Here is an 18080-nt window from a genome sequence, read left to right on the forward strand (position 1 = left end):
CTATACACATGGTTGATATCGCCACCCGCGTCTGGAACCACAAATGGAAGATCGACCCGATCGTCCGGTCGCTGATCGACACTGACTTTTACAAGCTGTTGATGTGTCAATCTATTTTTAGGAACAAGCCGGATACGCAGGTCACGTTCAGTTTGATCAACCGTTCCAAGCACATTCCGCTGGCTGATCTGATCGACGAGGGCGAGTTGCGGGAGCAGCTGGACCACATTCGCTCTCTCTCGCTCAGCCGTGGCGAATCTACCTGGCTGCGGGGCAATACGTTCTACGGTAAACGCCAAATGTTCCGCCCCGATTTTATGGAGTGGTTCGAGAATCTGCGCCTGCCACCCTATCATCTGGAGCGCGTCGGCGATCAATACGAGTTGACGTTCGAGGGCAAGTGGCACGAAGTCATGCTGTGGGAAATTCCAGCTTTGGCAGTGTTGATGGAATTGCGCAGCCGTTCGGTTTTGGACGGCATGGAGAAGTTCGAACTTCAGGTACTGTATGCCCGCGCTATGACCCGCGTATGGGAAAAGGTCGAGGCGCTTCGCGATGTGCCGGATCTGTCGATTGCCGATTTCGGCACCCGCCGCCGGCATAGCTTTCTCTGGCAGGATTGGTGCGTGCAAGCGATGAGCGAAGGATTGGGCGCAAAGTTCACGGGCACGTCTAATTGCAAGATCGCAATGAAGCGCGAGATGGAGGCGATTGGCACCAACGCCCATGAGTTGCCGATGGTCTATGCAGCTTTGGCCGAGAATGATGAAGATCTGTTTCAGGCGCCCTACAAGGTGCTGGAGGATTGGCACGAAGAGCACGAGGGCAACCTTCGCATCATCCTGCCTGACACCTATGGCAGTCAGGTTTTTTTGGATAATGCGCCGGACTGGCTGACAGGCTGGACTGGTATCCGCATCGACAGTGGTGATCCGGCAACAGCCGCACAGCAGGCGATTGATTGGTGGGTATCGCGCGGCGAAGACCCGCGCAAGAAGCGGGTGATTTTCAGCGACGGTCTGGACGTGGCCAAGATTAAGGAATTGCACCAGCAGTTTGCGGGGAAAACGGCGATTTCTTTTGGCTGGGGGACACTGTTGACGAATGATTTTCGCGGTTTGGTGCCGGACGATGCGCTGGCGCCCTTTAGTCTTGTTTGCAAGGCAATCAGCGCCAACGGAGCACCAACTGTTAAACTCTCTGATAATCCGAATAAGGCCATGGGTCCCGATGCCGAGATCGCGCGGTACAAGCGTGTTTTTGATATGGGCGAACAAGCTGCACAGGACGTAATTGTATGACCACCACCCACGAAGCAGATGAAGACGCGCGCAACGAAGATATCCTGATTTACATCAACGGCGTGCTAAAACCGCGCGCCGAAGCGACTGTCTCGGTTTATGATAGCGGCTTTTTGCTGGGTGACGGGATGTGGGAGGGAATGCGGCTCTATCATGGGGTTTGGGCATTCTTTGACGAACACATGGACCGCTTCTTCAACTCCTGCAAAGCGGTGTCTCTGGATGTCGGCATGGACGAGGCAGGCATTGCCGAGGCATTGCGCATGACGGCCGAGGCAAACGGCATGACCCATGATGTGCATTGCCGACTGATGCTAACACGAGGGCCTAAAGTAAAGCCCTTCCAACACCCGTCGCTGTCGCGCAGTGGCCCGACGCTGGTGATTATTATGGAACATTCCAAACCCGTAGAGACGCTGAGCAGTACAGGTATACGTCTTGCTACGGTACCTCAGGTGCGCGGGTTACCCATGGCGCAAGACGCCAAATACAATAGCCATTCCAAGCTGAACTGTGTCATCGCCTGTCTGCAGGCCGAACAGGCAGGTGCGGACGAGGCGCTTATGCTGGACCCGCACGGGTTCGTAAACACAACCAACGCATGCAACTTTTTCATCGTGCGTCGGGGCGAGGTTTGGACCTCGACGGGCGACTATTGCATGAACGGTGTCACGCGACAAAAGGTGATTGATCTGTGCCGCGCCGATGGCATCCCCGTGTTTGAGCGTAACTATTCCCTATACGAGGCCTATGGCGCAGACGAAGCGTTTTTGACGGGTACGTTTGGGGCGCAAACGCTTGTCTCACAGATTGACGGCAAGCCTATCGGGGATGGAAGCAGACCTGTGACCGAGCGTATCAGGCAGCTGTACAAACAGGCCATAGCCGAGAATATCAGAGCCTAATCAACGCGCGTGGCGGCAGATTTGCGCTGCGTTATCCTGTTCGACCTGATGAAGGCCACGATGAAAATGATGGTCAGGATCAGAATGATCGTCGGGGCCGGCGCACTATCAAGATAAAAACTGGCATAGACCCCAAGAACACCGGAAAGCATGGTGACGCCAACTGCAATCGGCAACATACGCGCGAATTTTTGGGTCAGAAGGAATGCAATCGCACCAGGTGCAATCAGCAATCCGATCGACAGGATGATCCCGACCGCAGAAAGCGTTGCAACAATGGTCAGGGAAATGAGCGCCAGCAACCCGTAATGGAGCCAGCCCACCCGCAGACCGACAGCTTGGGCCTGAACAGGATCAAAGGCGTGCAACATGAGGTCGCGCCGTTTGGCAATGATCAGAGTGCTCACAAAACATGCGATCAGACCGGCAGTCCAAAGATCAGTCGCATTTACACCCAGCATATTGCCAAACAAAATGTGGTCGAGATGAAGGTTGGTCGAGACTTTTGTGTACATCACGATGCCAAAACCGAACATGCCGGAAAAAACGATACCCATTACAGTATCCTGCTTCACGCGGCTGTTGTCTGCTAGAAACCCTGTCGCAAGCGCGCAGAACATCCCCGCAGAGAATGCACCGACAATCAGCGGTATTCCAAGAATATAGGCCAGTACCACACCAGGCAGTACTGCATGGCTTATGGCGTCCCCCATCAGTGACCACCCTTTGAGCACCAGATAACATGACAGCAGGCTGGTGGGCACGGAGATGATCAACATCATCACAAATGCGCTTTGCATAAATGCAAACTGAAAAGGTTGAAGCAGCGTTTCTATCATGGGCGCAACGCCTCACGCGCTTTGCGCCGTGCCGCGCGGTAGCCGTGTTTGGGTGCAAAGACAAAGGCCGTCAGAAAGATCAGCGTCTGGAGACTTACAATAATACCCCCAGTGGCCCCATCGAGGAAAAAGCTCAGGTATGCGCCGATAAACGAAGTACCGGCGCCAATCGTCACACTTACGATCAGCAAGCGAGGAAAGCGGTCGGTGAGTAGATACGCAGTGGCCCCTGGCGTGACGACCATCGCGATGACCAAGAACGCGCCGACGGTTTGCAGCGCCGCGACACATGAAGCCGAGAGCAACATGAAAAACAGAACTTTGAGAAGGTCCGGCCGCAGCCCGATAGAGCGCGCATGGTTTTCATCAAAAAACGTGACCATCAGGTCTTTCCATTTGGCCAGCAGCACGGCCAGCGTGACAAATCCGATAATTGCCAGCTGCAGCGTGTCTGACGGTGTAATGGCGAGGATGTTACCCATCGTAATTGTCTGAACGCTCACCGATGTGGGAGAAAGCGAAACCATAAACAGACCAAGCCCGAAGAAGGAGGTAAATATTAGCCCGATAATCGTGTCTTCCTTGAGGCCAGAACGCTGGTTGAGAAACAGCATCGCCCCTGCTGCCAGACCACCCGCCGCGAAAGCCCCCAGCGCAAACGGCAGACCCAGCATATAGGCCCCCGCAACACCGGGCACGATAGAATGGCTGAGCGCGTCGCCGATCAGGGACCAGCCCTTGAGCATCAGGTAGGCTGACAAAAATGCGCAAACCCCGCCAACCAGTGCGCTGACCCACATAGCGTTAAACATATACCCGTATGAAAAGGGCAGCAGCAGTGTGTCTATCAATCCGCTTTCTCCCGCTCGGTTTTTTCGCGGTCCGTCTCGTCTGCGTAAACGACGAATGGCCGTTCATCATCGGTAATAACGCGGATGGTGCGCGCATCGTCGTCGTCGTGCAGATCGGCGCCGCCGATCACGAAGTGGCGCAAAACGCCGCCAAATGCGATTTCCAGATTATCATGGGTAAAGGTATCGGCTGTCGTGCCGTATGCAATAATCGTTTCCTTGACCAAAATAGTGCGGTCACAAAACTCGGTGACAGAGCCTAGATTGTGCGTTGATACCAGCATAACGCGGCCTTCATCGCGCATGTCCCGCAGCAGCTCAACAATTGCATCTTCGGTTTGTACGTCAACGCCAGTGAATGGCTCGTCCAACAAGATCACTTGCCCTTCTTGGGCCAAAGCACGTGCGAGGAAAACACGCTTGCGCTGCCCGCCCGATAGTTCGCCAATCTGGCGGTGGCGGTATTCGGCCATATTAACGCGCTCTAACGCGCTGGTGACCGCGGCATGGTCAGCTTTTTTCGGGTGACGGAAAAACCCCATATGACCATAGCGGCCCATCATCACCACATCCTCCACCAGTACTGGAAAGGACCAATCAACCTCCTCGGACTGTGGAACATAGGCGACAATATTGCGTTTCAGCGCCTCTTTCACGGGCATGCCCAAAACCGAAATTTCACCTTTGGCAGCGGGCACAAATCCCATAATTGCCTTGAACAGGGTCGATTTTCCTGCGCCGTTCACACCAACCAGTGCAGTGATTGTGCCTGTCGGTATCTCGAATGTCGCGTCGCGCAGGGCGGTGTGCCCGTTGCGGTAGGTAACAGTTACATCATGTGCCGAAATGCCCACGCTCATTCTGTAAGGCCCTCTACGATGGTTGAGGACGTCACCCGCAGCAGATCAAGATAGGTTGGCACCGCGCCATCGCTTTCGGTCAAGCTGTCTACATACAAAATGCCACCGTATTTTGTGCCCGTCTCGCGGGCGATCTGTTGCGCGGGTGCTTGGCTGACAGTGGATTCGCAGAACACAGCAGGAATTTTGTTCGCGCGCACCGTATCAATCATGCGGCGAACCTGTTGTGGTGTACCTTGCTGGTCTGCGTTCATGGGCCAGAGGTATAATTCCTTCATCCCGAAATCCCGTATGAGATAGCTGAACGCCCCCTCACATGTGGCAAGCCACCGCTGCTGTTCTGGCACAGCCTGAATAGCAGCGCGCAGGGGGGCAATGGTCGCAGTGATCTGCGCCTTGTAGGTTTCGGCATTCTGGCGGTAGGTTCCGGCGTTGTCAGGATCGTGCAGGATGAATGCGTCGCGGATGTTGTCCACATAGACCAGCGCATTATCCAGACCCATCCACGCATGGGGGTTCGGCTTGCCGTTATATTCGCCTTCAACAATAGAAATCGCCTCGATTCCCTCGGTTAACGTAGCTGACGGTACATCACGCAGGTTGGACAGGAATTGCTCGAACCAAAGTTCAAGCCCTAGACCGTTCCACAAGATCAGGTCGGCGTCTTGCGCGCGGATGATATCGCGCGGGGTCGGCGCATATCCATGGATCTCTGCACCTGGCTTTGTGATGCTTTCCACAACAGCGACGTCACCCGCCACATTACGCGCCATATCCGCGATCACAGTAAAGGTTGTCACAGCCTTGAATGGCTCCTGCGCGCCTGCGGCACTGGTAAAGATACCCAGCACACCTGCGATGGTGGCGGTCTTAGCTAAGGTGATAAATTTACGCATAATAATTTCATCCTCCAGTGTCGCTCTCTCTGAAATGCTTATGAGAACCATTCACAACTGTAAATAAGAATGATAACGATTCTCAAACATAGCGGGTGAATGCGAAAAGAGCGGGGCGATATGAGCAAAGATACGGACACAACCGAAAAGATGGGCGCCGCGCTGCGCAAAGCAGGTATTCGGGTGACACGTCAGCGTATCGCGTTGATGGGGGTGCTGGCCGAAGCAAAGGATCACCCTGATGCGGTCGAACTGCATGAACGGGCCAAGGCCGTGGAGCCATCGGTTTCCCTCGCTACGGTCTATCGCACTCTGTCTGTGCTGGAGGATGAAGGCGTGGTGCACCGTCATGCGTTTGAAGGTGGCGGAGCACGGTTCGAGACGACCCACGAGGACCACCATGACCATATCCTTGATGTGGACACGGGCGAGGTGATTGAATTCCAATCTGACAAAATCGAACAGCTACAGGACGAGATCGCCCGCGAATTAGGGTATGAGGTGGTACATCACCGGCTAGAGCTTTATTGCCGCAAAAAGCGTTAGGCGCGTTTGAGCCGTCTTTCACGCCAGACGATCAACATCCCACTCAGTACAATCAAAAGCGCACCGGGAAACAACTCGTCCCAAGGTGCTTCGTCAAAGAAAACCCACCCAAGCAGAAAAGCCAATGGAATGCCGAAATAGTTAAACGGTGCCAGATTGCTCTGTTCTGCCATGCGGTAGGCCATGATTAGCAGCAGTACCGCCGAGCCACCAAAACCCCCCATAGCAATGATGAACAACACATCAGTGGTATTGGCTACAGGGCTGAACCCGCCGGTAAACAACGTAAGAATGATCGCGCCAAACAGGGCCACAACGCTGGAATACAAATTTATAAGCGGTGTCGGAACATCATCATCCATCATACGCGCTGTTACTCCGACAAGGGCATAGCAGGCTGCGGCTCCCAGCGGCAGCAATGCCGCCGCAGAAAACGTATCTGCCCCGGGCCGTACAATCCAGATTACTCCTACAAAGCCAATCAAAACGGCTGACCATCTGATCCACCCCACCTTTTCACCAAGCAAAGGTACTGCCAGCGCAACAGCAAACAGTGAATTCGCATAAGTAATCGTAGAGGCTGTGGCAAAGGTCAGCATCCCAAGCGACAGATAGAACGAAAACTGTGCAAAGGTGAGGATCACACCACGTGCCAACCCCATTCGCCACTGGCGTAGCTTCCAAACCCGCCCGCGTGCATGCCACTCTTTAGAGGCATACAGCACAATGAGTGACGGAATCAGTCCAAATACATTGCGCCACGCCGACAGCTCTGCGGCACCATACCTTGAAGAAAGATGCTTGATGATAAGCCCCATCCCGTCAAACAGCGTCAGCGCGCAGAGCAACAGAATCACAGCGAGTGTCGTACGATCATTTTTCATTGGCCTATGATGCTGTGCTGCGCAGCTAATGACCATCGCACATCGCCAAAACAGAGAAAATACAGACCCTTTGCCGCCGTCCTACAGGCAGAGGGTCTGGCAGTGACGTGCCGATCAACAGCTTTCATATCTTTCCTGTAAACTCGATTACATCACATCCCCAAACGGGAATGGCAGTTCAGTCAGGATCGACTTTACCGCGCATTGCTTTCACTTCGCCGCGCACCTTTTTGGCTTTCAGCCGACGCTTTTTGGAACCCAGTGTGGGTCGCGTGGCGATCCGCCGCTTTGGCGGGGTCAGCGCCTGTAAGATCAACTCTTTAAGCCGCTCACGGACCAACTCTCGGTTGCGGGCTTGGCTGCGCGTCTCGTCGCATTGTAACACCAACGCACCTTCGTTGTTCCAGCGGCGCCCTGCTAAACGCCGCAGACGGTTTTTGACGGGCAACGGCAGAGAGGGGGAGGTGGCCGCTTCAAACCGCAATTCCACAGCGGATGACACTTTGTTCACATTTTGCCCACCAGGGCCCGAAGCGCGCATAAAGCTCTCTGAAAGCTCCCAGTCCTGCAAGGTTATGGCATCAGTGATATACAACATGTTGCAGAACATAGCGGAGCGACACCAGAGGTGAAGGGCATTCTCATGCGGGGTATGTGCCAAAAAGCGAAAAGGGCCGCCCTGATACAGAGCGGCCCAATCGAATTGTATAGGAGGTGGGATCGGTTAGACCGATGGTCCACTCAGGAATTCAGCATGTCAGGGGCTGCCCTAACAAACGATCTCCAAAGCTGTTCCGACACCTCGCTCCAGTACCGTTCTTGACACTAGATCACCTCCTTTGCTTTTGTTAATATCACCCCGAGCGTCACACAGGTTTGCGAAATCACAAAGCACTTTCTTCAACATCAGAGGCGATTTAATTGCTACTGCCCGATCAGGCAGCACGAAGCCGTGCGGTGATGATACGAAAGGGCACAAGCGCAAGTAGCGCCAAAGACAGTTTGACCGCCCAATCCGCCACAGCGAGAGAAACCCACAAAGGTGCTACTGGCCCCATGCCCAGAATGGGCAGCACGTCCGCAGCCCATGAGACATCTGTGGCCGGATGAACAAATGAAAACGCACTGGAAAACGCGATTGAAAAGAAGATCGCGGTATCAACCGTGCTGCCCACCAGTGTTGAGACCAGCGGTGCTTTCCACCATGCGCCGTTGCGCAATGCAGCAAAAATTCCGACGTCGAGCATTTGTGCTACCAAGAATGCAAGGCCAGAGGCAATTGCGATGCGTACTGTGACCAATGGGCCGAATTCGCCCATGATTTGTGTCCCGATCAACGAGCATGCGATGCCCACAACGAAACCGGTTAGAACAACGCGGCGCGCAGCAGCAGTGCCGTAGACACGGTTCATAATATCCGTAACCAGAAAGGCGAGAGGATAAGTGAAGGCCCCCCACGTGAGCCAGTTACCGTACAAAAATTGAACGAGGATGTTGGAGGCCACAACAATGATGGCCATGGCAATGATGCCAGGAAGATGTGTGCGTGTCATAATATAAAACCGTTTTTGCAAGGGTGCGGCGACTTGGCCTGCGAGGATCGCAGACAGCCGCTGCTTTAGGCGGCTTTACCCGCTTGCGCAAGCCTATTCCCGAACGGTGTATTCGACGATCTGCGTTCGCAATATCCGCATAAAGTTATCATCCGAGATCATTGTGACATGGCGCTGCCCCCGGGCGTCCTCCCAAACGCTGATGCCTTCGAGGTTATCATAGCGTGCAGGTATCGTTGTCATAATGACGTCTTCACGTGCCGCACGTGGATCGATCACGAATAACCTGATACGGCTGCGAAAGCCCAACGGTGTCGTTGCCCGCTCCAGCAACCATAGACGACCAAGGCTGTCAAAATCCGCACCTACAGGCACGAAAGGCCCACGTTGGGGAATACGCGCACTTAGGCGCCATTTACCATTGGCATAGGCATAAAGAGGGAAGGGGCCGCCGTCGGCACGGGCCTGCTCGGCCACGGCAAACAGCGTGCCGTCCTGTGCAATGGCAAGAGCCTCAATGCCTGCATTGTCGCCCAATGTGTTCTGGAAGGGCAGGGCAATACGCGCTTTTGTGCGCCCTGACGCGAGATCGGTCGCCATGATCCTGTGTCGATGCTCGAAAGAGACGAACGCCTTGCCGTTCTGTGCAATGGCGAGCCCTTCCGCATCACTGGCCTTCTTGCGCAGACGACCGCCTGCCGCACGGCCCAAGCGTTGGCTGCTGCGTACGGCAACGCCTTTCAGCTTCCCGTTTTCGCGTATCAGTGTTGCTTCTACTAATTGCCCACGATCGCTAATGACCGTCATTTTCGCGCCCTGATCCGTCACTTCAATGCCTGACCACCCCCCGAACCAGGGTGCGTCAATCTCCCAACGCAGGGCAGTACCTCCGCGCAGCGACGGTTGCGCCTGTGCAAGGCTACACAGACAGATCAGGATCAGCGCAAGACGGATCAATTTGAATCAAGCACAGCTTTGCACTGGGCTGGCAAATCGGCCAAAAGTAATTCGCGGCGCGGCTTGCGTGGCGCTGTCGGTTTCTTGGGCTTTGGCTTGGCTTTTGGCGGGTTCAGGATGTTCGCCTGCCATTCGCGCGCATCAGCACAGCCATCCCCTTTCGGGGGCGGATTCTGGTTTACACATCCACGTGCGCCTTTGGGGCAGGCCAGTCGAATGTGGAAGTGGTAGTGATGCCCGTACCATGGCCGGATTTTACGCAGATAGCTGCGATCGCCACGCTCGTCTTCGCACATCTGTACTTTCGCGCCGGGAAAGACAAAAATCCGCTCTGTGCGTGGGTCTTTTGCAGCCGCCTTGATGATATTGTGGTGCGCACGCGTCCATGCATCATTTACGTAGGCACCCTTGGCGCGACGCGTTGAGATGGACGAGATATTTTCGCGCTGTTTGGCTGTCAAACTGAGAGATGTTGGCGGCAGCATCCAGATATCGGCATCGAGCCCGATTTGGTGGCTGCGGTGACCTGTCAGCATCGGGCCGCCGCGTGGCTGGCTCAGATCGCCTATATACAGACCGTTCCAACCGGGTTGCTGCGCTGCAAATTGACTGAGCTTTGTGACCATATCAACCAGTTCGGGATGGCCCCAATTGCGCCCGCGGGACAAGCGCATTGCCTGCCATGTAGGCCCGCTTTCGGCCAGTTGAACGCCACCGGCAAGGCAGCCTCTCGCGTAACCGCCGAATACATCAGGCGACTGCCGAGAGCCGGATGATTTTGTGCCGAACAGTTTTTTCGCCTGCACATTTGCCAAGGGTCCGGCCAGTTCCCCGATGGTGGGAAGGTCGGGCTTTTGCTGTTTCGAGCCGCTGATGTCACGCGCACCGCCACAACTGGCAACGACCATTGCCAATGCTGCGAAGACTGAGAGTGTCGAGATTTTCATGTGCTGAAGTCCCCTTTCGGTTTTACCCAGATTAACAGGATCAAACCGATGATGAACAGCCCCACAACGGGGCTAACGCCCAATCGCTGGCTTCCTGTCATCTGACTGGTGAGGGCGATGAGAGCAGGTGCAAGGAACGATGTAGCCTTGCCAGAAAGGGCATAAAGGCCGAACGCCTCGGTCATACGGGCGGGATTTGCCTGCCGCGTCATCATATTGCGAGAGGATGCTTGCAGCGCGCCTCCCGCTGCACCGATCACGGCACCAGCGATAAAGAAGGTCACATCGGGCATGTTAGAGCCTTCAGCGATGGGAATAAACAGAATCGATTCGGGCGTTATCGATACAATCAACAAGGAAACGAATGCCAGTGTGAGAACGCAAAAGATGATAACAGGCATTGGTCCTGCGCGACGGTCAACACGACCCGAAACCCAGCAGAACGCAGCGCCCGAAATAATTGCGACGATACCGAATATGCCAACTTCGGTCACGCTCCAGCCCAGCACACCAACTGCATAAATGCCGCCAAAGGTATAAAGCCCGTTCAGCCCGTCCCGATAGAACATGGAAGAGCCGAGATAAGCCATCAAAGAGGGATGTTGCGGCAAGCCGCGTAGGGTCTTGAGCAGGTCACGCATGGCGTCACCGACCACCAGACGCGTTGCACCTACTTTGTGCGTGTCACGGGTATAGAGGAAAAATGGTATCATAAACACAGCGAACCAAACCGCTGAGAGTGGTCCAACAATGCGCGTGTCGGCTTTGGTTTCTTGATCCAAATCGAAAAGCGGCGACAGGCCTGCCATTGTCTTGCCACTTCCCGTTGCTTGAAACAGCAACAGCATGATCACCAGCGCGATCAGCCCCCCGACATATCCAAACGCCCAGCCTGATCCCGAAATGCGGCCCAACTCTGCTGGATCATCGTCGAGTTCCGGCAGGTACGAGTTGGTGAAAATGGTAGCGAACTCCATTCCTATTAGGCCGATGCCAAAGAAGGTCAGCGCCCAAAGCACCGAGAAATCCTGCGGGGCCGTCCACCACAGCGCGCCCGAACCTACAAAGTACATGAGTGAGAACAGCCATATCCAAGGCATCTTGCGCCCCGAGTTATCTGCAATCGCGCCTAGCAAAGGGGCAAGCAGGGCGATGCAAATGCCAGTAATGGCCAAACCCCAGCCCCAAGTGGCCTGCGCCTGCGCGCGAGCAGCTTCCTCAGCCAAACCGTCAGCAACCAGATTGGCCGACAGTGTGCTGGTGAAATAAGGACCGAAAATGAAGGTCAGGATTAGTGTGTTGTAGGGCTGACTTGCCCAGTCAAAGAAATACCAGCCCCAGATCCGCTTGCGTTGTGACAGTACGGCCATTGAAGCGCCCCCTCTTTTGCACCCACATAGAACAGGCTGTGCCTATTGGCGCAAGAAGAGGTTGCCTAGCTGTCTTGCATTGGCGGCCATGGCCGTGTCGCCTCTGCGCGGGTCCAGTTGGCGATCCAGTCGGGCATTGGCGGCGATACGACATCTTGGCCCAACGCTGTCAACACACGGGGCGGGGCGACGATGCCGTTTTTGTCTGTCACAGCGGCACGGTACAGCACATGGCTTGCGCATTCGCCGTCCCGCTTCCACATGGATTGCTCGATGTATATAAATTTATCGTCCCAGCAGACAGCTCGGCTGCGCACGGTAAACCGTTCAAACCCGCGAATGCGACGGCGAAAACGCACATGCGATCCGGCCATCGTTAGCGCCCACCGCTCGCGCTTTAATACAGTGATAAGGCCGGCGCGGCGGGCCATCGCAATGCGCCCCAGATCGTAGAGCGTAAGGGCCCTTCCGTTGTTCAGTTCCAGAAACACGTCCAGATCCTGCGGCCAGCAGATGTGGTGCGAAACATGCGTATCAGTCAGGGATGTAAATTGTGGCTGGCGGCCAGCCAGATAGACATCTTTGATAAGGCGGATAAACGGGAACATGCACAGACCTCCTTTGTTGCCCCTCCAAATGACCTTGGTGCGGATAACGTCAACCATGAACCTTGCGGCACCCTTGTCCTTTTCTCGTGCGGGGCTTAACTGCTGTGCATCTGTTTCCTGAAAGGACTGCGCGCCGTGACATCCCTGTTTATGATCCTGATGCTTTTGCTGAATATCCTGTGGTTTTTCATCATTGCCCATGTGGTGATGTCGTGGCTGATCAACTTTCAGGTGCTCAACACGCGCCAGCCTTTGGTGGCCCAGCTGTGGTATGGCATCAACCGCTTGTTAGAGCCTATCTATGCACCCATTCGCCGTGTTCTTCCCAATATGGGCGGGCTTGATCTGGCTCCGCTCGCAGTGCTGATCGGTGTGGCAATTGCGCGGATCGTGCTGACAAACAACGCGGCCCTCTTTTACTAGGCTCTTCTGCGAAAAAGCAGTGAGAAGTCCTTGCCCCCTTAGGGGGGATATGGGAGTCTGGCTTTGCTGCTTTTCCCAACTTCAGGTTTCTTCATGTCCGGCGCTGCCCCGCTGCTAAAAGATGTTTTCGGCTTTGACGGTTTCCGGCCTGGTCAGGAAGAGATTGTAGAGGCTGTAACCGCTGGTGAAAACGTGTTGGCAATCATGCCGACAGGGGGCGGTAAGTCCCTGTGTTTCCAGCTGCCCGCATTGATGCGCGAAGGCGTCACTGTTGTGATTTCGCCGCTGATTGCGCTGATGCGCGATCAGGTTCGTGCGCTGCAAGAAGTGGGTGTGGGGGCGGGTGCCCTGACCTCTGGCAATACCCCCGAGGAGACGGATGCGGTTTGGGAGGGGTTGGAAGCTGGCACGCTGAAACTGCTCTATATGGCGCCAGAGCGTTTGGCTGCTGGATCGGTGATGGGGATGCTCAAACGCGTGGGCGTGCGCATGATCGCCGTTGACGAGGCGCACTGCGTCAGCCAGTGGGGCCATGATTTCCGTCCTGATTATCTGCGCATCGGAGAGTTGAAGCGCGCGCTTGATGTGCCGCTGGCCGCATTCACGGCCACGGCCGATACAGAAACGCAGGCCGAAATTGTTCAAAAGCTATTTGGGGGCACTCCGCCGAGGGCGTTTTTGCGTGGCTTTGACCGCCCGAATATTCACCTGATGTTCGCGGCCAAGAACAGCCCGCGCAACCAGATCCTGAACTTTGCTGCTGCGCGACGGGGCCAGTCCGGAATTGTCTATTGCGGGACGCGTGCAAAAACCGAAGGCATCGCGCGCGCGCTGAATGATGCGGGTCAGACGGCCATCCACTATCATGGTGGGATGGAAGCCGAGGACCGACGCATCGCAGAGCGGCGTTTTCAGCAAGAGGACGGATTGATTGTTGCGGCGACAGTGGCCTTCGGGATGGGTATCGACAAACCTGATATTCGCTGGGTGGCCCACGCTGATTTGCCCAAAAGCATAGAAAGCTATTATCAGGAAATTGGTCGCGCGGGCCGTGATGGCGCACCCGCTGAAACGCTCACCCTATTTGGTCCCGAAGATATCCGCCTGCGCCGCACCCAGATTGACGAAGGGCTTGCCCCGCCCGAGCGGCGTAGCGCCGATCATGCGCGCCTGAACGCGCTGCTGGGTCTGGCTGAGGCGCTGGATTGCCGGCGCAAAACGCTGCTGGGCTATTTTGACGAAAGCGAAGTCACCTGTGGTCGCTGTGATCTGTGTGATAACCCTGTAGATACGTTTGATGGCACAACGGCGGTGCGCAAGGCGCTGTCTGCCATGCTGCGTACCGAGGAGTGGTTCGGCGCTGGCCATTTGATTGACATTTTGCTGGGCAACGAGACGGACAAGGTTAAACAGCGCGGGCATCAATCGTTACCGACATACGGCGTCGGCACCGAGTATTCCAAGCCCGAATGGCAGGCCGTCTTTCGCCAGATGATGGGCCGTGATTTGATCCGGCCGGATCCTGCGCGTCATGGCGCATTGCGCATGACAGATGCGGCCCTACCCATCTTGCGCGACGAGGCTAAAATCACCCTGCGCCGCGATAGCATCAAGGCTGCGGGCAGCGCCACCCGCCGTCCTGCGGTAAAAGCGATGGTGAGTGATGAAGACGCGCCGTTGCTGAGCGCGCTCAAGGCCAAGCGGCGCGGCCTTGCAGAGGCGGCTAAAGTGCCAGCTTACATCATCTTTACCGACCGAACCTTGATCGAAATGGCAGAAACGCGCCCTGCAAATCTTGACCAGATGGCGGGTGTCAGCGGCATTGGTGCCAAAAAGCTGGAAAGTTATGGTGCAGCGTTTCTGGAGGTGATTAACGGCGAAGCCGAAGTAATGCATCCCCGCCGCCGTAAACTGGTGGGACGTGACGCAGGCACGATTTATGATCAATTGCTGGAAAAACAGGCAGAGCTTTCGCGCGGGGCGATGGGTACGGAAAAGCCGCTGAGCTGCTCGGCGTCTGTGTTGGCCAAAGTTGCACAGATGTACAATGCCGATGCCGAAGGCCTGACGCGGGTATTGGGAGAGCGGCGCGCCGAGCGATTTGGCGCCGCATTTCTGGACGTCCTGCGGGACGCGGACTAAGTAACCATCGAAGCAAAGAGGAGCGGACATGCTTGTTGTGATTTCACCTGCGAAAAAGCTGGACTGGGCGTTACGTGACGTCGATACGACCACTCCTGACTTTCTGGACAACGCCGCAGAGCTGGTGGAGGCCGCGCGCGGGCTGAGCGTGAGTGATTTGAAGTCTCTCATGTCGCTGAGCGAAAACCTTGCGGCGCTGAACCGAGAGCGGTTTCAAACCTATGTCGAGGCGCCGGAAGCCGATCTGACGCGCCCTGCCGCGTTGGCCTTTGCGGGGGACACCTATCAGGGGCTGGAGGCAGACAGTCTGGACGCAGAAGAGCTGGCCTTTGCACAGGATCATCTGCGCATTTTGTCAGGGCTATACGGTGTGCTTCGCCCGTTGGATGCGATCCAGCCTTACCGTTTGGAGATGGGCAGCAAGCTGAAAACACAGCGAGGTAAGAACCTCTATGAATATTGGGGTAGCGAACTGTCTAATGCTTTGAATGCACAGGCGGATGCAACGAACAGCGATGTTTTGGTCAATTGTGCCAGTCAGGAGTATTTCGGCGCAGTCGACCTGAAGGCGCTCAAGCTGCGTGTGATCACACCGCAATTTATGGAAGACAAAGGCGACGGGAAAGGCCCTAAAATCGTCAGCTTTTATGCAAAAAAAGCACGCGGTGCGATGGCACGGTTCGTTATGCAAAAGCGGATAAATCAACCTGATGGTATTTTGGAGTTTGATATAGGCGGCTATGCCTATACGCCCGAGTTGTCCAAACCTGACACGCCTGTTTTCTTGCGTCCTTATCCAGCCTCCTGAGCGTTTGTATCCATGACGGGCAGTGTTCCCTTTGGCTGGGCAAGCTGCACGTGTTCTTCGATCGCGGCGCGGCGCAATGGCTTGGTCAGGTAGTGATCCAGCCCTGCTTGTAGAATGGTCTTGTCATCATCGGGCAGCGCGTGAGCCGTCATGGCGACAATCGGGATATGCCCCCCTGTGCGTGCTTCGATCTTGCGAATTTCCTGTGTCGCCTCTTTGCCGTCCATACGCGGCATGGAAATATCCATAAAGACAAGATCGGGCTTAAAGCTTTGATAAAGCGCTACAGCCTCTTCACCGTTCTCGGCGAATTCCAGAATGATGTTCAGCGATTTGACCATCTTGCTAAAGACGAGACGGTTTGTGCGGTTGTCCTCGGCTGCCAGTATTCGCATGGGGCGTAGTTCTGGCGTCTGATCGGCCGCCGTTTGTGCGGGGGGCGGTGGTGCCTCTGCTGGCGCTATATCCTTCAATACCGAGAAGAGCGTTTTGCGCGGTAGCGGTTTTTGCATCATTGCGGCAAACCCTTGCGCTGCAGGATCTTCCTTTACGCTTATCAGGCTTGCGCTGAGCAAGATCACGGGTGTTTCATCGCCCTTTTCCCGCAGCTGCGCCATAAGAGCCAGCGCGTCTACCTCCGGCGGTTTATGATCTGCAACGATCAAATCAATCTGCCCGTCGACAGCCTTCAATGCCTCGCTGGTTGAGGACACTCCGACAGTCTTGAGTTGTAGCTGCGCCAATTGCCGCTCCAGAATACCGCGGTTCTCAACGCTGTCATCCAGCACCATCACTTGCCGCATCTGCGAGGCGAGTGATGGATAAGAGACGTCCACTTCACCGTCGGCCGCCATCTCGACGCGGAAGCCAAAGCACGACCCGACGCCTTCTTCGGATGTAACCCAGATTTCACCCTTCATCAGCTGAACCAGACGTTTGGTGATCGCAAGACCAAGGCCTGTGCCGTCAAACTGGCGGTTCCGCTCGTTCTCGACTTGATTGAACTCGCCGAAGATATGGGCGGTCATGTGATCGGGAATACCGATGCCTGTATCCTCTACCGTCATGTGAATGGCGACGATCCCTGTGCCTGCATCCGTTATCCCTGTGACACGAATCAAAACGTGGCCCTCTGTCGTGAATTTGACTGCATTGCCGATCAGGTTGGTCAGCACTTGCCGCACACGTCCTGCGTCCCCCATCAGGTTGGTGGGCAGAAACAGATCATAGTCCAGCAACAGATCCAGCCCCTTGTCGCGGGCCATTGGCTGTAGCAGCATGATGACCTCCTGGCAGGCGCGTTCCAGATCAAAGGGCGCATTGTGCAGCTCCAGCCTGTCGGCTTCGATCTTGGAGTAATCCAGCACATCGTTGATGATTACCAACAACGCTTCACCCGAGTTTTTGATCGTCTGCACGTATAGACGCTGTTCTTCGTTCAGCACCGTATCATCAAGCAACTCGGCCATGCCGACGACACCATTCATTGGCGTTCTGATCTCGTGGCTCATATTGGCAAGGAAGGCGGACTTGGCGCGGTTGGCAGCTTCGGCTTGCTCGCGCGCGGCGTCCAGTTCCCGCTCGTACTGGACCGTCGTGGTAATATCGAGCCCAAGTGAGACCACGTCACCGCCCGGTCCGCGCTGGTCGATCATTTTAATGTATTGACCGTTCCAAAGCTGGATAACTTCGGGCTCTGGGTTCTGCTGCTGGAAACGGCTCAGCATACGCTGGCGCCATGCGGTGGGTTCCATTCCGCCCAGATCAACGATGCCTTCATCTGTTAAGGCTTGAAGGATGGTGACGAAATTCACACCCGGTTGGATAACTTCCAGTCCCTCGAACACAGCCAGATAGGACTGGTTTGCCATGATCAGGTGATTGTCTCCGTCGAAAAAGGCAAAACCGTCCTTGATCGTCTCGATCGAATGCCACAACCGCCGCTCGACGACGGCGATTTTTTCGTGTGCGGCGTGCAGATCAGAGCGGACCTTGCGATTCTCTGCGCCCATGCTTTCGACCAGCGCGCGGGTATCGACGATTTCATCACTCAACTGGCGCGCATGGCGGCCAAGTTTGCGATTTGCGGCGAAAAGCTCGGCCTTTTTCAGCTCCAGCATTCGTTCTGCCGCCAAACGGCCCCGCCGCTCTTCGGTGAGTTTTTGCTGTAGGCTCATCCATTCCTCATTG

At 55.5% G+C, this 18080-nt stretch carries 18 protein-coding genes; 6 read left to right on the plus strand and 12 right to left on the minus strand.

The annotated features are described in order from the left end of the window. The first annotated feature begins 8 nt into the window (after window positions 1-8). Window positions 9-1301: a nicotinate phosphoribosyltransferase gene (gene pncB, locus Q0903_RS07010; protein ID WP_299414060.1), complete on the plus strand. Its 1293-nt coding sequence runs from the start codon at window positions 9-11 to the stop codon at window positions 1299-1301. After that, entirely contained in the window at window positions 1298-2206 is a 909-nt protein-coding gene (locus tag Q0903_RS07015; protein WP_299026964.1) for an aminotransferase class IV, read from the plus strand. The genes pncB and Q0903_RS07015 overlap by 4 nt, the downstream gene beginning before the upstream one ends. On the opposite strand, the gene Q0903_RS07020 is transcribed toward Q0903_RS07015, so the two are convergent. From Q0903_RS07020 to Q0903_RS07035, 4 genes are read right to left on the minus strand one after another with little or no spacing between them, the layout of a single operon-like run. Next, entirely contained in the window at window positions 2203-3045 is an 843-nt protein-coding gene (locus tag Q0903_RS07020; RefSeq protein ID WP_299414064.1) for a metal ABC transporter permease, read from the minus strand. The genes Q0903_RS07015 and Q0903_RS07020 overlap by 4 nt on opposite strands. Then, the gene (locus Q0903_RS07025) at window positions 3042-3896 is read right to left on the minus strand and encodes a metal ABC transporter permease (protein ID WP_299414067.1); all 855 of its coding nucleotides are present in this window, start codon (window positions 3894-3896) and stop codon (window positions 3042-3044) included. Before Q0903_RS07025 ends, Q0903_RS07020 begins: the two co-directional genes overlap by 4 nt. Next, window positions 3893-4756 carry a manganese/iron ABC transporter ATP-binding protein gene (locus Q0903_RS07030; RefSeq protein ID WP_299414070.1) on the minus strand — a complete coding sequence of 288 codons (864 nt, stop codon included), beginning with the start codon at window positions 4754-4756 and terminating at the stop codon, window positions 3893-3895. The genes Q0903_RS07025 and Q0903_RS07030 overlap by 4 nt, the downstream gene beginning before the upstream one ends. Then, window positions 4753-5652, minus strand: a complete 900-nt coding sequence (locus tag Q0903_RS07035; protein ID WP_299414073.1) for a metal ABC transporter substrate-binding protein — start codon at window positions 5650-5652, stop codon at window positions 4753-4755. Before Q0903_RS07035 ends, Q0903_RS07030 begins: the two co-directional genes overlap by 4 nt. A gap of 120 nt (window positions 5653-5772) precedes the next feature. Between Q0903_RS07035 and Q0903_RS07040 the strand changes: the two genes are divergently transcribed. Beyond that, a complete protein-coding gene (locus Q0903_RS07040) occupies window positions 5773-6198 on the plus strand; it encodes a Fur family transcriptional regulator (protein ID WP_299414076.1) in 426 nt (141 codons plus the stop codon). Here Q0903_RS07040 and Q0903_RS07045 read toward each other — a convergent pair. From Q0903_RS07045 to Q0903_RS07075, 7 genes are all read right to left on the minus strand, one after another. Beyond that, the gene (locus tag Q0903_RS07045) at window positions 6195-7082 is read right to left on the minus strand and encodes a DMT family transporter (RefSeq protein ID WP_299414078.1); all 888 of its coding nucleotides are present in this window, start codon (window positions 7080-7082) and stop codon (window positions 6195-6197) included. The genes Q0903_RS07040 and Q0903_RS07045 overlap by 4 nt on opposite strands. Before the next feature lie 178 nt (window positions 7083-7260). Further along, complete coding sequence (gene arfB, locus Q0903_RS07050; RefSeq protein ID WP_299026985.1) at window positions 7261-7680, minus strand: alternative ribosome rescue aminoacyl-tRNA hydrolase ArfB; 420 nt, start codon at window positions 7678-7680, stop codon at window positions 7261-7263. Window positions 7681-8017: 337 nt separating this feature from the next. Then, the gene (locus Q0903_RS07055) at window positions 8018-8635 is read right to left on the minus strand and encodes a queuosine precursor transporter (RefSeq protein ID WP_299414081.1); all 618 of its coding nucleotides are present in this window, start codon (window positions 8633-8635) and stop codon (window positions 8018-8020) included. A 93-nt stretch (window positions 8636-8728) separates the two neighbouring features. Continuing rightward, window positions 8729-9592: an esterase-like activity of phytase family protein gene (locus Q0903_RS07060; RefSeq protein ID WP_299414083.1), complete on the minus strand. Its 864-nt coding sequence runs from the start codon at window positions 9590-9592 to the stop codon at window positions 8729-8731. Beyond that, a complete protein-coding gene (gene mepA, locus Q0903_RS07065) occupies window positions 9589-10539 on the minus strand; it encodes a penicillin-insensitive murein endopeptidase (protein WP_299026996.1) in 951 nt (316 codons plus the stop codon). The genes Q0903_RS07060 and mepA overlap by 4 nt, the downstream gene beginning before the upstream one ends. Further along, a complete protein-coding gene (locus Q0903_RS07070) occupies window positions 10536-11909 on the minus strand; it encodes an MFS transporter (protein WP_299414086.1) in 1374 nt (457 codons plus the stop codon). Before Q0903_RS07070 ends, mepA begins: the two co-directional genes overlap by 4 nt. Window positions 11910-11974: 65 nt before the next feature. Beyond that, a complete protein-coding gene (locus tag Q0903_RS07075) occupies window positions 11975-12517 on the minus strand; it encodes an acyl-CoA thioesterase (RefSeq protein WP_299414089.1) in 543 nt (180 codons plus the stop codon). A gap of 135 nt (window positions 12518-12652) precedes the next feature. On the opposite strand from Q0903_RS07075, the gene Q0903_RS07080 reads away from it, so the two are divergent. From Q0903_RS07080 to yaaA, 3 genes are all read left to right on the plus strand, one after another. Further along, window positions 12653-12940: a YggT family protein gene (locus Q0903_RS07080; RefSeq protein WP_299027003.1), complete on the plus strand. Its 288-nt coding sequence runs from the start codon at window positions 12653-12655 to the stop codon at window positions 12938-12940. A 93-nt stretch (window positions 12941-13033) separates the two neighbouring features. Then, window positions 13034-15082: a DNA helicase RecQ gene (gene recQ / locus Q0903_RS07085; RefSeq protein ID WP_299414092.1), complete on the plus strand. Its 2049-nt coding sequence runs from the start codon at window positions 13034-13036 to the stop codon at window positions 15080-15082. 28 nt (window positions 15083-15110) lie between these two features. Beyond that, the gene (gene yaaA, locus Q0903_RS07090) at window positions 15111-15890 is read left to right on the plus strand and encodes a peroxide stress protein YaaA (protein WP_299027008.1); all 780 of its coding nucleotides are present in this window, start codon (window positions 15111-15113) and stop codon (window positions 15888-15890) included. Here yaaA and Q0903_RS07095 read toward each other — a convergent pair. Then, entirely contained in the window at window positions 15875-18067 is a 2193-nt protein-coding gene (locus Q0903_RS07095) for a response regulator (RefSeq protein WP_299027011.1), read from the minus strand. The genes yaaA and Q0903_RS07095 overlap by 16 nt on opposite strands. Window positions 18068-18080: the final 13 nt, after the last annotated feature.

It is taken from the genome of uncultured Sulfitobacter sp. (assembly GCF_947502895.1).
GTDB lineage: Bacteria > Pseudomonadota > Alphaproteobacteria > Rhodobacterales > Rhodobacteraceae > Sulfitobacter.

Excerpts from the sequence above, each read along its gene's own strand:
- pncB (WP_299414060.1), top strand. The coding sequence starts at position 9 with ATGGTTGATATCGCCACCCGCGTCTGGAACCACAAATGGAAGATCGAC.
- Q0903_RS07015 (WP_299026964.1), top strand. The coding sequence starts at position 1,298 with ATGACCACCACCCACGAAGCAGATGAAGACGCGCGCAACGAAGATATC.
- Q0903_RS07020 (WP_299414064.1), bottom strand. The coding sequence starts at position 3,045 with ATGATAGAAACGCTGCTTCAACCTTTTCAGTTTGCATTTATGCAAAGC.
- Q0903_RS07030 (WP_299414070.1), bottom strand. The coding sequence starts at position 4,756 with ATGAGCGTGGGCATTTCGGCACATGATGTAACTGTTACCTACCGCAAC.
- Q0903_RS07035 (WP_299414073.1), bottom strand. The coding sequence starts at position 5,652 with ATGCGTAAATTTATCACCTTAGCTAAGACCGCCACCATCGCAGGTGTG.
- Q0903_RS07040 (WP_299414076.1), top strand. The coding sequence starts at position 5,773 with ATGAGCAAAGATACGGACACAACCGAAAAGATGGGCGCCGCGCTGCGC.
- Q0903_RS07045 (WP_299414078.1), bottom strand. The coding sequence starts at position 7,082 with ATGAAAAATGATCGTACGACACTCGCTGTGATTCTGTTGCTCTGCGCG.
- arfB (WP_299026985.1), bottom strand. The coding sequence starts at position 7,680 with ATGTTGTATATCACTGATGCCATAACCTTGCAGGACTGGGAGCTTTCA.
- Q0903_RS07055 (WP_299414081.1), bottom strand. The coding sequence starts at position 8,635 with ATGACACGCACACATCTTCCTGGCATCATTGCCATGGCCATCATTGTT.
- mepA (WP_299026996.1), bottom strand. The coding sequence starts at position 10,539 with ATGAAAATCTCGACACTCTCAGTCTTCGCAGCATTGGCAATGGTCGTT.
- Q0903_RS07070 (WP_299414086.1), bottom strand. The coding sequence starts at position 11,909 with ATGGCCGTACTGTCACAACGCAAGCGGATCTGGGGCTGGTATTTCTTT.
- Q0903_RS07075 (WP_299414089.1), bottom strand. The coding sequence starts at position 12,517 with ATGTTCCCGTTTATCCGCCTTATCAAAGATGTCTATCTGGCTGGCCGC.
- recQ (WP_299414092.1), top strand. The coding sequence starts at position 13,034 with ATGTCCGGCGCTGCCCCGCTGCTAAAAGATGTTTTCGGCTTTGACGGT.
- yaaA (WP_299027008.1), top strand. The coding sequence starts at position 15,111 with ATGCTTGTTGTGATTTCACCTGCGAAAAAGCTGGACTGGGCGTTACGT.
- Q0903_RS07095 (WP_299027011.1), bottom strand. The coding sequence starts at position 18,067 with ATGAGCCTACAGCAAAAACTCACCGAAGAGCGGCGGGGCCGTTTGGCG.